Here is a 15665-nt window from a genome sequence, read left to right on the forward strand (position 1 = left end):
GGGGCAAGTGCGCTACAATCCCGCCCTTGTGCACCGTTCAAAGAGTTTGAAGGAAAACCATGACGTTCAAGGCGCCGGACAGCCTCTCCGAGCAAATTGCCCATTACCTGGCCGAGCGGATCATTCGCGGCGAGCTCAAACCCGCCGAGCGTATCCAGGAGCTGAAGGTCACCCAGGCGCTGAATGTCAGCCGCGGCTCCGTGCGTGAGGCGCTGCTGATTCTCGAACGCCGGCATCTGGTCACGATCCTGCCGCGTCGCGGCGCGCACGTTACCGAGCTAAACGAGCACAATGTACGCAGCCTCTGCACGCTGATGAGCGAGCTGTACATCCTGTTGGGCAATGCCGTTGCCACGCACCTGCGCAGCGACACCGAGCTTGCTCCGTTTCTGGTCATTCAGCAGCGTTTGCGCGCTGCCTGCGAGCGCAAGGACATCAAGGCATTCGTTGAAGACAGCTTCGCGGTAATGCGCGCGGCCTATCCGTTTGCCAACAACCCTTACCTGCAGGAAACCGTCGAAAACCTGCAGCCGGCCATGAGTCGCACGTATTACCTGGCGCTGGATCAGCGCAAGGCCGAAATGGATGACTTCCTGGTGCTGTTCGCGCAATTGCTCGAGGCCGTGGTTGCACGTGACCTGCCGCGCATCCGCAGTGTGCTGGTCGAGTATTGTCAGCGCAGTTGCGACCTTGTGCTGACGGCGCTGGTACCTGCCTGAGCATGCGCCTCAAGTGCATTCGCCTGGCCGGGTTCAAGTCCTTCGTCGACCCGACCACCGTCAACTTCCCCAGCAACATGGCGGCCGTTGTCGGGCCCAATGGCTGTGGCAAGTCCAACATCATCGACGCGGTGCGTTGGGTGATGGGCGAAAGCTCGGCCAAGAACCTGCGTGGCGAGTCGATGACCGATGTCATCTTCAATGGTTCGACCAGCCGCAAGCCGGTCAGCCAGGCGAGTATCGAGCTGGTCTTCGACAACAGCGACAACACCTTGGTCGGCGAGTACGCCGCCTATGCGGAGATCTCCATTCGCCGCAAGGTCACCCGAGACGCCCAGAACACCTATTTCCTCAATGGCACCAAATGCCGGCGCCGTGACATTACCGATATCTTTCTCGGCACCGGCCTGGGGCCACGCAGCTACTCGATCATCGAGCAGGGCATGATCTCCAAGCTGATCGAAGCCAAGCCCGAAGAGCTGCGCAACTTCATCGAAGAAGCCGCCGGTATCTCCAAGTACAAAGAGCGCCGCCGCGAAACCGAGAACCGCATTCGCCGTACCCATGAAAACCTCGAGCGCCTGACCGACCTGCGCGAAGAGCTTGAGCGCCAGCTTGAGCGCTTGCACCGCCAGGCCCAGGCTGCCGAGAAGTACAAGGAATACAAGGCCGAGGAGCGCCAGCTCAAGGCGCAACTGGCGGCACTGCGCTGGCGCGCACTGAACGATCAGGTGGGCCAGCGTGAAGCGATCATCGGCGATCAGGAAGTGGCCTTCGAGGCATTGGTCGCGGAACAGCGCAATGCCGATGCCAGTATTGAGCGCCTGCGTGACGGTCACCATGAGCTGTCTGAACGGTTCAACCTGGTTCAGGGGCGCTTCTATTCGGTGGGCGGTGATATCGCCCGGGTCGAGCAGAGCATCCAGCATGGCCAGCAGCGCTTGCGCCAATTGCAGGACGACCTCAAGGAGGCCGAGCGTTCGCGTCAGGAAACCGAGTCGCACCTGGGGCATGACCGCACGTTGCTGGCAACCCTGGCTGAAGAGCTGGAAATGCTCGAGCCCGAGCAGGAAATGACCCTGGCTGCTGCCGAAGAGTCTGCCGCGACGCTGGAAGAAGCCGAAGGCACCATGCATGGCTGGCAGGAGCAGTGGGACAGCTTCAATACCCGTTCGGCCGAGCCGCGCCGTCAGGCCGAAGTGCAGCAGTCGCGCATTCAACAGTTGGAACACAGCCTGGAGCGTCTGGCCGAGCGTCAGCGCAAACTGGGCGAGGAGCGTGACCAGCTCAGTGCCGACCCTGAAGACGCGGCGATACTGGAGCTGGGCGAGCAATTGGCCAGCAGTGAACTGCTCCTTGAAGACCTGCAACTGGAAGAGCAGCAGGCCGTCGAGCGGCTTGAGGCGCTGCGCGAACAGTTGCAGCAGGTTGGCAGCGCTCAGCAGCAAACCCAGGGCGAGTTGCAGCGCCTGGGTGGTCGTCTGGCCTCGCTGGAAGCCTTGCAGCAGGCCGCGCTGGACCCGGGCAGCGGCACCGCTCGCTGGTTGCAGGCGCAGGGCCTGGCGCAGCGTCCGCGACTGGCCGAGGGCTTGCGCGTCGAGCCGGGCTGGGAACTGGCGGTCGAGACCGTGCTGGGCGCTGACCTGCAGGCCGTGCTGGTCGATGCGTTCACCGGCCTGGACCTGGCCAGCTTCGATCAAGGCGCATTGCGCCTGCTCGATGTACGCGGCACTGCGACGAGCCTGCCGGGCAGTTTGCTCGACAAGGTTCAAGGCCGTGTCGACCTGGCCCCGTGGCTGGGGCAGGTACGCCCGGTGGAAGATCTCGATGCGGCGTTGGCGCTGCGTGGCCAACTGGCCGAAGGGCAGAGCCTGGTCAGCCGTGACGGTTATTGGGTTGGGCGGCACTTCTTGCGGGTGTCGCGTGCCAGTGATGCCGAGGGCGGGGTGCTCGCCCGAGGGCAGGAGCTTGAGCAACTGCGCCTTGAGCACGAAGCCTTGCAGACCGAACTGGAGCTTCTGGACGAGCAACTGCTCACGCTGCGCGAGCAACAGCGCAGCCTGGAGGACGGTCGCGAGCAGATCCGTCGCCGGGCACAGGACGAAGCGCGCCAGCAGGGCGAGCTCAAGGCGCAGTTGTCGGCGGGCAAGGCGCGTGCCGAGCAGCTGGCGCTGCGCCGTCGCCGTCTTGACGAGGAATTGAGCGAGCTGCTTGAGCAGCGTGCCATCGAGCACGAAAGCCTCGGTGAATCGCGCTTGCAACTGCAGGAAGCGCTTGACCTGATGGCCCAGGACACCGAGCAGCGTGAGCTGTTGCTGGCCCAGCGCGACAACCTGCGCGAGCGGCTTGACCGGGTGCGTCAGGAGGCGCGGCAGCACAAGGACCACGCCCACCAGTTGGCGGTGCGTTTGGGCTCGCTGCGTGCCCAGCACGACTCCACGCGTCAGGCGCTGGAGCGCCTCGAGTTGCAGTCCGAGCGGCTGACGGAAAAGCGTGAGCAGTTGACGCTGAACCTGGAAGAGGGCGAGGCGCCGCTGGAAGAGCTGCGGCTCAAGCTCGAAGAGTTGCTGGAAAAACGCATGAGCGTCGATGACGAAATGCGTCAGGCGCGCCTGCACATGGACGAAGCCGACCGCGAGTTGCGCGAGGCCGAGAAACGTCGCAGCCAGGCGGAGCAGCAGTCCCAGTTGCTGCGCGGCCAGCTTGAGCAGCACCGTATGGAATGGCAAGGGCTGAGCGTTCAGCGCAAGGCCCTGCAGGAACAACTGCACACCGATGGCTATGACCTGCACGGCGTGCTCGAAACCCTGACCGAGCAGGCCAGCGAGCAGGAAGCGGCGCTTGAACTGGAGCGTATCGACGGGCGTATCCAGCGCCTGGGCGCTATCAACCTGGCGGCCATCGATGAGTACCAGCAGCAGTCCGAGCGCAAGCGCTACCTGGACGCGCAGAACGACGACCTGGTCGAGGCGCTGGAGACGCTGGAAAACGTCATCCGCAAGATCGACAAGGAAACCCGTAATCGCTTCAAGGATACCTTTGATCAGATAAATGCCGGTTTACAGGCACTTTTCCCAAAAGTTTTCGGTGGCGGCAGCGCTTACCTGGAACTGACGGGCGAAGATTTACTCGATACAGGGGTGACGATCATGGCGCGCCCGCCTGGGAAGAAAAACAGCACCATCCACCTGTTGTCCGGTGGGGAGAAGGCGTTGACTGCCCTGGCGTTGGTGTTCGCGATCTTCAAGTTGAACCCGGCACCGTTCTGTATGCTCGACGAAGTCGATGCACCACTGGACGATGCCAACGTGGGGCGTTATGCCCGGCTGGTAAAAGAAATGAGCCAGACCGTGCAATTCATCTATATCACCCACAACAAGATCGCCATGGAAATGGCCGATCAATTGATGGGGGTGACCATGCACGAGCCCGGTTGCTCGCGCCTGGTGGCGGTTGATGTGGAGGAGGCGATGGCCATGGTCGACGCCTGATCGGGTGCCATAAAGCGTGAACCTGCGCTTAATGGACCTGTCAGTTGCGACAGACGGTGTAAAGTTATCTTTGGTCGTGCTAGCTTAATGGCAATTTTTATTACGCGTGGGCAAAACGCCTGTCAGAACATAGAGTTGGCGCCACGTTTTAAAGGGCTTTAAGCCCTTTATTTATCAGCATTTTTTACAGAGGCACGGGATTACATGGAAATCGGTCTGCGCGAGTGGCTGATCGTCATCGGCATTATTGTCATCGCCGGTATTCTTTTTGACGGCTGGCGTCGTATGCGTGGTGGCAAGGGTAAGCTGAAATTCCGTCTGGATCGCAGTTTCTCCAACCTGCCTGACGAGGAGAGCAGCCCTGATGTGCTGGGGCCTTCCCGTGTGCTGGACAATCACAAGGAGCCGGAGCTGGATGAGCATGACCTGCCGTCCATGAGTGCGCCGCTGCGTGAACGTGAGCGTGAGAGCAAGCCGAAGTCTTCCAAGCGCAACAAACGTAACAGCGAGCCGCAGCAGGGCGACCTGAACCTGGCCGCTGAGCCACGTGAGCCGGACCTGTTCGTCGATGCGTCCGATGACTTCCCGGACGAAACACGCACCAAAAGCACCGGCTTTGGCGCTGCCAATGCAGGCAAAGAGTTGCCACCGGTAGAAGAAGTGTTGGTGATCAGCGTGATTTCCCGTGACGAGGGCGGCTTCAAGGGCCCGGCGCTGCTGCAGAACATTCTTGAAAGCGGTTTGCGTTTTGGTGAAATGGACATTTTCCACCGTCATGAAAGCATGGCCGGTAACGGCGAAGTGCTGTTCTCCATGGCCAACGCAGTCAAGCCAGGTGTATTTGACCTGGACGACATCGACCACTTCAGCACGCGTGCAGTGAGCTTCTTCCTGGGCCTGCCGGGCCCGCGTCATCCGAAGCAGGCATTCGACGTGATGGTGGCGGCTGCACGCAAACTGGCCCACGAGCTCAATGGTGAGCTCAAAGATGACCAGCGTAGCGTCATGACCGCGCAGACCATCGAGCACTACCGCCAGCGCATCGTCGAGTTCGAGCGTCGGGCACTGACCCAGAAGCGTTGATCCCAAGCACCCTAAACACTCAAGGAGCAGCCACGGCTGCTCAGGTTGCTGACAGCCCCCCTGTGTGATCTTCGTGGGAGCAGGCGTGCCTGCGAAGCGATCGATGGGGTGCCCGTGAATTCGCGGCGCCTGCATCGCAGGCACGCCTGCTCCCACCGTGAGAAAACCGCTGAAAAGCGGGGATGTGTCAGCAGCCTGGGCAGCCAGGGTTGCTCTTTTGCATGGCAAGAGAACACGAACATGACCGTCGAAACCCGAATCCTCGCACTGCGTGCCGAACTCCAGCTGCACAACCGGCGCTACTACGAGCAGGATGCCCCGAGCATTCCGGATGTCGAGTATGACCGCCTGTTCCGCGAACTGCAGGCCCTGGAAGCAGAACACCCCGAACTGGTGACAGCCGACTCGCCCACCCAGCGTGTCGGTGGCGCAGCGCTGTCGGCCTTCAGCCAGGTGCGCCATGAAGTACCGATGCTGAGCCTGGGTAACGCTTTCGAGGAAGGCGACCTGCGTGACTTCGATCGACGGGTGGTCGAAGGGCTGGAGCTGCCAGCGGGCGACCTGTTCGGGGACGGCGCGGCCGTGGAGTACAGCTGCGAGCCGAAGCTCGATGGCCTGGCGGTCAGCCTGCTCTATCGCGATGGCCTGCTGGTGCAAGGCGCAACCCGTGGCGATGGCACCACCGGCGAAGACATCAGTGTCAACGTGCGTACCGTGCGCAACATTCCGCTCAAGCTAGAGGGGGCAGGGTGGCCGGCCGTTTTGGAGGTGCGCGGTGAAGTGTTCATGTCCAAGGCGGGCTTCGATCGGTTGAACGCCTGCCAGATCGAAAACGGCGGCAAAACCTTCGCCAACCCGCGTAACGCCGCCGCAGGCAGCCTGCGTCAGCTCGACTCGAAAGTCACCGCGAGCCGGCCGCTGGAGTTCTGCTGCTATGGCCTGGGGCAGGTCTCGGCAGACATTGCCGACACCCATGTCGGCATTTTGCAGCAACTCAAGGCCTGGGGCTTGCCGATCAGCCACGAACTGAAACTGGCCGTGGGCGTGGCGCAATGCCTGGACTACTACCGCGACATCGGCCGTCGCCGCAATGACCTGCCCTATGAAATCGACGGCGTGGTGTTCAAGGTCAACAGCCTTGCCTATCAGCGCGAGTTGGGTTTTCGCGCGCGTGAGCCGCGTTGGGCGATTGCCCACAAGTTTCCGGCCATGGAAGAGCTGACCGAAGTACTCGACGTGGAATTTCAGGTGGGCCGTACCGGCGCGGTGACGCCAGTGGCGCGCCTGAAGCCGGTGAAGGTCGCCGGGGTCACGGTAGCCAACGCGACCTTGCACAACATGGACGAAGTCGACCGGCTGGGCTTGCGGATCGGTGACACGGTGATCATCCGCCGTGCTGGCGACGTGATCCCTCAGGTCATGCAGGTGGTGCTGGAACGGCGCCCGGCAGATGCACGCCCGGTTCATATTCCGCACACCTGCCCGGTGTGTGGTTCGCACGTCGAGCGTACCCAGCTGGTCAAGCGCAGCAAGGGCAAGGAAACCGTCAGCGAGGGCGCCGTCTACCGCTGTGTCGGGCGCCTGGCGTGTGCCGCGCAGGTCAAGCAGGCGATCATCCATTACGTCTCGCGCCGCGCCATGGACATCGACGGGCTGGGTGAGAAAAGCGTCGAGCAACTGGTCGACGAAGGCCTGATCCGTTCGCCTGCCGATCTCTACAGCCTGACCTTCGAACAGATCGTCGACCTGGAAGGCTTTGCTGAGTTGTCCAGCAAGAACCTGCTGGCGGCCATCGAGCAGAGCAAACAGCCAGCGTTGGCGCGGTTCATTTATGCCTTGGGTATTCCTGATGTCGGCGAAGAAACCGCCAAGGTGCTGGCGCGCTCCCTGGGTTCGCTGGCGCGGGTGAGGGTGGCGTTGCCTCAAGTGCTGACCTACCTGCCGGACATCGGCCTGGAAGTGGCCCATGAGATCCACAGTTTCTTTGGCGACGCCCACAACCAGGCGGTCATCAACCAATTGCTCGGCGCCGGCATCGCCTTGCAGGATGAAGGCGAGGTGCATGCCGAATTCGCTGCCAGCACCACCCTGGCAGGCCTCATCGAAAAACTGAACATCCCGGGCATTGCCGCGACCGGCGCCAGGAACCTGGCCGAAAAAGCCGGCAGCCTCGAGCAGGTGATTGCGCTGAGCCGCGACTGGCTCGAACTGAGCGTCATGAAAGGCCTTAACGAAAAGGCCAAGCAGGGCTTGCGTGAATTTTTCGCTGTACCGGACAACGTAGCCCAGGCGCTTGCCATCGAGGCGCAATTGTCTGAGTTCGGCATGCACTGGGCCAGTGAGAAAAAAGTCGCCGAAGGCTTGCCGCTGGCCGGCCAGACCTGGGTGCTCACCGGTACCCTGGAGCGCATGAGCCGCGACGTGGCCAAGGTCAAGCTGGAAGGGCTGGGCGCCAAGGTTGCCGGCTCGGTCTCGGCCAAGACCCACTGCGTGGTCGCCGGCCCCGGCGCAGGTTCCAAGCTGGCCAAGGCCAATGAACTGGGCCTTCAGGTGATGGATGAGGACGCCTTTGTCGTCTTTCTCGCCAGCCACGGCATCGAGGCATGAAGCCAAGTCCTTGAGAAACGTTGGTTTTTTCTTGAGGCAGAGGTTGTAACTTGGCGCAAGACCGGTACAATGGCGCGGCTCGTCGCTTGATGAGCTGCGTAGTGGTGGCCCCATCGGTCCCCCCGCAACGATTACCCGTCAACCTGGTCAGGCCCGGAAGGGAGCAGCCATAGCGGGAACATCGTGTGCCGGGGTGTGGCTGGTGGGGTCGCCTCCATTTAGAAAGTCCCCCCTCCTTATATTTCCTCTCTCAGACAGCGCTTTTGCTGTGTGAGCGGTCTGCTTTTCGACGATTGAGCCGCCTGCTGCCTGTCCTCTTGCACAGCGTAGACGACACCGGATGCAATTTTGCCCCCGCTCCGCTAGCATTAGCCCTCTTCAGCTTCTGGATCGCGACGGTTTTCGATGAGTTATCAGGTTCTTGCACGTAAATGGCGTCCGCGCTCGTTCCGCGAAATGGTCGGCCAGACCCATGTGCTCAAGGCCCTCATCAACGCGCTGGACAACCAGCGCCTGCACCACGCCTACCTGTTTACCGGTACCCGGGGTGTGGGCAAGACCACCATCGCGCGCATTATTGCCAAATGCGTTAACTGCGAAACCGGCATCACCTCGACCCCGTGCGGCACCTGTTCAGTCTGCCGGGAGATCGACGAAGGGCGTTTTGTCGACCTGATCGAAATCGACGCCGCCAGCCGGACCAAGGTCGAGGACACCCGCGAGCTGCTCGACAACGTGCAGTACGCCCCTAGCCGTGGGCGCTTCAAGGTCTACCTGATCGACGAAGTCCACATGCTCTCCAGCCACTCGTTCAACGCCTTGCTCAAGACGCTGGAAGAGCCGCCGCCTTACGTCAAGTTCATCCTCGCCACCACCGATCCGCAGAAACTGCCGGCCACGATCCTGTCGCGCTGCCTGCAGTTCTCGCTGAAAAACATGACCCCGGAGCGCGTCGTCGAACACCTGAGCCATGTGCTGGGTGTCGAGAACGTACCGTTTGAAGACGATGCGCTGTGGCTGCTCGGTCGCGCCGCCGACGGTTCGATGCGCGACGCCATGAGCCTGACCGACCAGGCCATCGCCTTTGGTGAAGGCAAGGTGTTGGCCGCCGATGTCCGGGCGATGCTCGGTACCCTTGACCACGGTCAGGTCTACGGAGTGCTCCAGGCACTGCTTGAGGGCGATGCCAGGGCATTGCTCGAGGCGGTTCGGCAATTGGCCGAACAGGGCCCGGACTGGAGCGGTGTGCTTGCTGAAATGCTCAATGTGCTGCACCGCGTGGCCATTGCCCAGGCCTTGCCCGAGGCGGTCGATAACGGCCAGGGTGACCGCGAACGCGTGCTGGCACTGGCGCAGGCACTGCCTGCCGAAGATGTGCAGTTTTACTACCAGATGGGCCTGATTGGCCGCCGTGACCTGCCGCTGGCACCCGACCCGCGCAGTGGTTTCGAGATGGTGCTGTTGCGGATGCTGGCCTTCCGTCCGGCCGATACCCCGGACGCACCTAGGCCAACGCTAAAGCCACTGGGGATCAGCCAGGCCACAGCTGATTCCACGGTAGCAGTGGCTGCGGCCACCGCTATGCCGCCGGTACAGGCGCCCGTGGCCGTGGTCGAGTCACCAGCCCCTGTGCCGGTCTTGCCGGTCTTGCCGGCTGAGCCTGAGCCTGAGCCGGTTGCAGAACCCGCTCCCGTTGTGTCGGCACCGGCTGAGGCCGAGATCGATCTGCCGTGGAACGACCCGCCCATGGCGCAGCCTGCTGTAGAGCCAGAGCCAGAGCCAGAGCCAGAGCCAGAGCCAGAGCCAGTCGCTGAAGCGGACGTGGTCGAGGCGGCACAGCCTGTTGTTTCAGTAGCCGCGCCGGTGCGGGAAGCGCCACCACCGCATGATGATGCCAGCTACAGCCCGGCGGGCATGGAGCGTGACGACGAGCCGCCGCTGGACGAGGATTACTACGAACCTGAGCTGGACCCAATGGGCTACAGCTACCTGGACGAACTGGCCAGCGAAATGGTGCCCGCCGTTGCCGAGCCTGAACCGGTAGTCTTGCCGGCAGCCCAGCCGGCCACCGGGCTTGCGCTGCAATGGTTGGAAATGTTCCCTGCGTTGCCGGTTTCCGGCATGACCGGCAATATCGCCGCCAACTGCACCCTGATGGCCGCCGAGGGCGACAATTGGCTGCTGCATCTGGACCCAGGGCAGGGCGCGTTGTTCAACGCCACCCAGCAACGTCGCCTTAACGACGCGCTGAACCAGCACCTGGGGCGCAACATCAACCTGGTCATTGAACTGATCCAGCCCCAGCAGGAAACCCCGGCCCAGGCCGCTGCGCGTCGCCGTGCCGAGCGCCAGCGTGATGCTGAAGCGTCAATTCATGCTGATCCGTTCATCCAGCAGATGATCCAGCAGTTCGGTGCCGTGGTGCGTGAGGATACTATTGAACCTGTGGACGCTTTGGTTGGCCAAAGCGAGTAACTGAATGACACTGACGGCCTGGAGCGTGCTCCTGGCCGTATTCCGTAATGTGATACTTGAGGTGATCCCCATGATGAAAGGTGGCATGGCCGGCCTGATGAAGCAGGCACAGCAGATGCAGGAAAAAATGGCCAAGATGCAGGAAGAACTGGCCAATGCTGAAGTGACCGGTCAATCCGGTGCAGGCCTGGTCAGCGTGGTGATGACCGGGCGTCACGACGTCAAGCGCATCAGCATCGACGACAGCCTGATGCAGGAAGACAAGGAAGTCCTCGAAGACCTGATCGCTGCCGCCGTCAACGACGCGGTACGCAAGGTCGAGCAGAACAGCCAGGACAAAATGGGCAGCATGACCGCCGGCATGCAACTGCCGCCGGGCTTCAAAATGCCGTTCTAAGGCATCAGTCGTAAAAAATGCCAGGCCTATGCCTGGCATTTTTTTGTCTGAACATTAGAGATTGCTTGTAGGTAAATGATGCGAAATTGAAAATCATGAGGAAAATTCCTACGTCCTTCGAGCTCTGCGCCTACATAAGCAGGGCGGAAGGATGTCGATAATGTGCGCATTGGTTGGCAGCGACTGCGATCTGAATGATAGCGCTGCAGGCCATGAACAGGGGGCGCCGGTTGGCGTTTCTGTTAAGCCTTACTAACCGCTTGAATTCGTACATTATCAAAGGTGCATATCATGAAATACTGGATCATCCCGTTCGCCATGCTCGCTGCCGGTAGCGTTTTTGCCAGTAACACCGTTCGCAAGCAAGTCGAAGTCATTGCCCATATTCCGGCCGCTGCGTTTTATGTTGTGGCTGAAAACGGCTGGGATACTCGGGTGCAAGAGTTGAGCTACAACGTGGTAACCGAAACGCTGAGGCCCGTCGTTCAGCGCCTGATTGCCAAGAGCACCACCGGGGCCATTGAGGCCCGGCTTGAAGGCCCGGCCCAGATGAATAGTGGCGCCGATGCAATCAACCTTAATGTCAGCATCAATGGGGTTGATCTGGACAATACCGCCAAGATTGTGGTGCCTGAGAGTCAAAGGGGCAACCAGGTGTTCATTCCGATCGAAATCTCTGCCCAGGCGGGCCCTTATGCGCCGGGTAGTTACTCGGGCATGGTCAACATGACCTTTGAAACACCGCTTGTTTCGCGCTGATTGCGCAGCATATAGCGCTTCTGACAAACCTGGGGTTCGCACTTGATGCAGTGCGAACCCCAGGTTTTTTCGTTTAGGTCTACGGCACCCCACCGAAGCCATCGCAGGCAAGCCTGCATCCTGTAGGAGCGGGTCTTGCCCGCGATGCAAACGCCGCGCACTCACTGACACCCCGCCGACGCTATCGCAGGCAAGCCAGCTCCAACAGGCCCCGCGCCAGCTGTAGGAGCGGGTCTTGCCCGCGATGCAAACGCCGCGCACTCACTGAAACCCCACCGAAGCCATCGCAGGCAAGCCAGCTCCAACAGAGCCCGCGCCAGCCTGTAGGAGCCGGGCTTGCCCGCGATGCAGGCACCACGAACTCACTGGCACCCCACCGAAGCCATCGCAGGCAAGCCAGCTCCAACAGGCCCCGCGCCAGCCTGTAGGAGCCGGGCTTGCCCGCGATGCAAACGCCGCGAACTCGCTGGCACCCCACCGAAGCCATCGCAGGCAAGCCAGCTCCAACAGAGCCCGCGCTAGCCTGTAGGAGCCGGGCTTGCCCGCGATGCAAGCGCCGCGTACTCGCTGAGACCCCACCGAAGCCATCGCAGGCAAGCCTTGCTCCTACAGAGTGACCGTGTTGCCAACAAGTGTGGCAGGCGCTGCGTGCGTGCTGATACCCCACTGATCCTATCGTAGGCAAGGCCTGCTCCTACAAAGGTGTAGTCACGGCTTATGCGCTTATCGCGGGCTTTAGTAAGAATATTCCTACATTTTCTGAGCTTAGTACCTACATCTTGCGTGTAAAGCAATCGCCATACTGTGCGCATTGGTTAGCAGTGATGAATGTCTGACAGATAGCGCTGTAAGCCATAGACAGAAACTTGCTTATGTAAGGCTGTCGATTGCATCAAACCCATTGTTTCTCGAAATTCCCTGTGGAGTTCATATGAAGAAGTTCCTGGTTGTTCCTTTCGCCATGCTCGTTGCTGGCAGCGCCTTTGCTGTTGATACGAAAAGCAAGACGGTTGATATCACTGCTAATATTCCAACCGATGCATTCTATGTTGAGGCCGACACGGGTTGGGATACTGCCCCTCAAGCATTGCCTTATAACGCAGTTACGCAAACTTTGACGCCAGTCCAGCAGCGTTATGTTGCCAAGAGCACCACGGGTGCCATTAGCGCCAAACTCGACGGTGTGCCGCAAATCAACAGCGGCGCAGACGCCATTCTCCTTGATGTTGAGTTTAACGGCATCAGACTGACTACTACCAGTGCGGAAGTTATCCCGGCTACCGCTGCCGCTACAGAATCGATCGTGGGGTTCAAAGTTGCTGCCCAGCCCGGTCCATATCAGCCTGGTAACTACAGCGGCACTATCAATATGACGTTTGAAACTCCGGATCCTTGATGTTCTAGCTGTAACCGCTACACCGTCTCTAGTTTGAATGCCTGGGGGTATTGTGTTCCCCTTCGTGCCCCCAGGCTGCTGTTGCGCTTTTCCCGTTTAAACCTCCCCATCTTTAATTGTTCGCGCTTGTTTTTGCGCGAGCCGGGGACTTATTGCCCGAGAGATGATCATGACAACTTTTCCGTACGCCAAAAGTTTGTTAGCGCTTGCACTTGCCGGTGCATTGAGCATTGGGCTGGGTACGGCTCAGGCCAACCAGCAGCCCTCGAGCGCAATCTCGCTGCTGACCCAGGCCCAGGGCCTGCCGGCGGAGTTTCGTGATCATTTCTTTGATGTACCCCTGGCCGTACGGGTCGACCTCGACGGCCGTTTCATGGCAGAAGCCATGCTGGTACTCAGCCGTGACGAGAAGGTTCAACTGCTTGAGTACACCGATACCCACGAGTCGGAGGTTTCGGCGCAGGTGTTACAACAGTGGTTGGCCACTTTGAACGAACCGCAGCCGTTGGGCGATTGCACCAAAAAATGCGCCAATGGCCTTTTGGCCCTGCATTACAGCCTGGCCAACTCGCAGCTGTCGATTCTGACCCAGGCCGCCGAGCGTGATGCCAGCCTGGCGCGTTTTCATGCCTTGCCCGAGCAGGGCAGCCACGGCGTGCTGCTGCGTAACCAGTTGAACCTTTCCGGCGGTGAGCGCGACGTGCATGGCACCTACACCCTGGAAGGTGTAGGCAGTGTAGGGCAGTGGACCACCACGGCCCGTGGCCAGGTGGACCGCAGTTCGGGCACCGGCGGCCAGATGCAACGCTACCGGGTCAGTGACCTGCACGCCGACCGCCTGGTCGATGACCGGTTCTACCGTTTGGGCTACTTTGCCCCGAGCGCTCAAGGGCTTACCCGTCAGCCGAACACCCTGGGCAGTCGCCCGGAGGGCATCGTAGGGTTCATGTTCGGCTCGAACGACAGCCTGGTGATCAATGACGGCCAGGCCAGCACCACCCCGATCTACGTCACGCCCAACCGCCCGGCCACGGTCGAGGTGTACCGTGATGGCTCGTTGATTTACACCCAGGCCGTGCAACCAGGCCTGCAAACCCTCGACACGCGCAGCCTGCCGGGGGGGATCTATGAAGTGGAAGTGCGCCTGATTGAAGATGGCGAGATCACCTCGCGTAGCGAAGAGTTCGTGTACAAGCCGCGCAACTGGTCGAACCCGGACCAGCGCTGGCGCTACAACGCCTACCTGGGGCAAAGCCAGGACCTGTTGAGCAATTGGCAGGATGACCGGGCCAAAAGCCTTGGCGCCGGGGTGATGGCCAACTACCTGCTGCACCCACGTGCCGTGCTGGGGCTTTCTACCGAGCGCGTCAACGACGCCATGCAGTACGGCACCTCGCTGGATTGGGACATCAAAGACAACGTCAAGCTGTACGGTAACCTGCATCACACCGAAAACCAGGGCAATGGCTACGACCTGCAAAGCATCTATGCCCACAAAGGCGGCAGCGTGGTCCTCAGCCACAGCCGTTCCTGGATAGAGACCACCACCGGTAACTCGGTAGACCGCCTGAACAGCCGTGCCAAGCGTGAAGTGCGTGAAACGCAACAGAATTCGCTCAGCCTGCAGCAGCGCCTGGACGACAAGAACAGCGCCAACCTGCGGGTTAACCACAGCACGGGTGCCAACTCGGGTGTGGGTGTCGACTTGTCCTGGGTGCGCCGTGGCATGGTCATGGGTTCGGATGCGACCTGGCGTTTCTCGGTGTTCGACCGCCCCGGCAGTGCCAGCAGCGGTGGGGCGCGTAACCGCGGCGTCGATGTCAGCCTGACCATGAGCCTGGGCAGCGATGGCAGCCGTGCCTATGGCAGCCTTGGCAGCCGCACTGGCCGTGACGGCAGCCGCGAGCACAACGCCTCGCTCAGCTATCAGCAGCAACTCGACCACGGCGTGCTGCGCAGCGTGACCGGTACCCTCAACGCCGACAGCTTCGGCGTGGGCGTTGGTTCCAGTGCAGAGCTGCAGGGCCGTGCGATGTCCGGTTCTGCCCACCTGCAAACCTCATCGTTCAACAACGAACTGAGTGGCGGCCTGAACCTGCAAAGCACCGTGGGCATTGGCGGCGGCGCTGTGGCCATGACCGGCGACACCGGCCTGATGCAGTCGGCGATGGTGGTGGATGTCGAGTCCGACTTCACCGACCTGGAAATGCAGGCTTACGACCAACAGGGCTTGGCCAGCACCCTCAAGCCGGGGCGCAACCTGGTCCCGGTGTCGGCGTACAAATCCGGCAACCTGCAGTTCGACTTCAACGGCGATGCGGCGCCTGCGGCGGTAATCCAGCCGGCCTCGGCCAGCTACCACCTGAACAAGGGCGGTGTGGCGTACCAGAAAGTGCGGATCATGCGCACCGTGACTGTGATCGGTCGGTTGCTCGACAAGAGCGGCGAGCCGCTGCGTGGCGCGATGGTGATCAACCATGCCAGCCGCAGTGTCAGTGAGGCCGATGGGTTCTTCTCGGTGGAAATGAGCGAATCCACGCCTACGCTGGAAGTGCGGCACAAAGGTGGCCAGCAGTGCTTCCTGCGCCTGGACAAAGACCGCTACGAGCGTGAGCACGATGTGTTGCTGGTCGGCGACCAGACCTGCACGCCCGAGCGGCTGGCAGCGGCAGAGCCCGCCAAGGCGCCAAGCGCCAAGCGTGGCTAACCTTGACGACAACGACGATGGAGAGGTCGGT

The 15665-nt window shown here is 61.1% G+C and carries 9 protein-coding genes and 1 other RNA gene; all 10 read left to right on the top strand.

Annotation, left to right across the window (positions count from 1 at the left end; all coding sequences use genetic code 11):
• Positions 1-59: 59 nt before the first annotated feature.
• The 10 genes from CS390_RS07860 (at position 60) to CS390_RS07905 (ending at position 15634) form a co-directional block, all read left to right on the top strand.
• On the top strand, positions 60-719 hold the full coding sequence (locus tag CS390_RS07860; protein ID WP_065760382.1) for a GntR family transcriptional regulator: 660 nt from the start codon (positions 60-62) through the stop codon (positions 717-719).
• A 2-nt stretch (positions 720-721) separates the two neighbouring features.
• Positions 722-4210 (top strand): chromosome segregation protein SMC, encoded by a 3489-nt coding sequence (smc, locus tag CS390_RS07865; RefSeq protein WP_099773967.1) that lies wholly within the window; start codon positions 722-724, stop codon positions 4208-4210.
• Positions 4211-4414: 204 nt separating this feature from the next.
• Positions 4415-5293 carry a cell division protein ZipA gene (zipA, locus tag CS390_RS07870; protein ID WP_065760380.1) on the top strand — a complete coding sequence of 293 codons (879 nt, stop codon included), beginning with the start codon at positions 4415-4417 and terminating at the stop codon, positions 5291-5293.
• Positions 5294-5533: 240 nt separating this feature from the next.
• Positions 5534-7900, top strand: coding sequence for an NAD-dependent DNA ligase LigA (gene ligA / locus CS390_RS07875; RefSeq protein ID WP_099773968.1), 2367 nt, complete (start codon positions 5534-5536; stop codon positions 7898-7900).
• 111 nt (positions 7901-8011) lie between these two features.
• Positions 8012-8108: signal recognition particle sRNA small type (ffs, locus tag CS390_RS07880), an RNA gene on the top strand.
• 197 nt (positions 8109-8305) lie between these two features.
• Positions 8306-10375 carry a DNA polymerase III subunit gamma/tau gene (dnaX, locus tag CS390_RS07885; RefSeq protein ID WP_099773969.1) on the top strand — a complete coding sequence of 690 codons (2070 nt, stop codon included), beginning with the start codon at positions 8306-8308 and terminating at the stop codon, positions 10373-10375.
• Positions 10376-10445: 70 nt separating this feature from the next.
• Entirely contained in the window at positions 10446-10772 is a 327-nt protein-coding gene (locus CS390_RS07890) for a YbaB/EbfC family nucleoid-associated protein (RefSeq protein ID WP_065760970.1), read from the top strand.
• A gap of 291 nt (positions 10773-11063) precedes the next feature.
• Positions 11064-11531 (top strand): CS1 type fimbrial major subunit, encoded by a 468-nt coding sequence (locus CS390_RS07895; RefSeq protein WP_065760957.1) that lies wholly within the window; start codon positions 11064-11066, stop codon positions 11529-11531.
• A 931-nt stretch (positions 11532-12462) separates the two neighbouring features.
• The gene (locus CS390_RS07900) at positions 12463-12927 is read left to right on the top strand and encodes a CS1 type fimbrial major subunit (protein WP_099773970.1); all 465 of its coding nucleotides are present in this window, start codon (positions 12463-12465) and stop codon (positions 12925-12927) included.
• 169 nt (positions 12928-13096) lie between these two features.
• On the top strand, positions 13097-15634 hold the full coding sequence (locus CS390_RS07905) for a CS1-pili formation C-terminal domain-containing protein (RefSeq protein WP_099773971.1): 2538 nt from the start codon (positions 13097-13099) through the stop codon (positions 15632-15634).
• Positions 15635-15665 lie beyond the last annotated feature (31 nt).

It is taken from the genome of Pseudomonas sp. HLS-6, from assembly GCF_002753995.1.
In the GTDB taxonomy this organism is placed as follows: domain Bacteria; phylum Pseudomonadota; class Gammaproteobacteria; order Pseudomonadales; family Pseudomonadaceae; genus Aquipseudomonas; species Aquipseudomonas defluvii.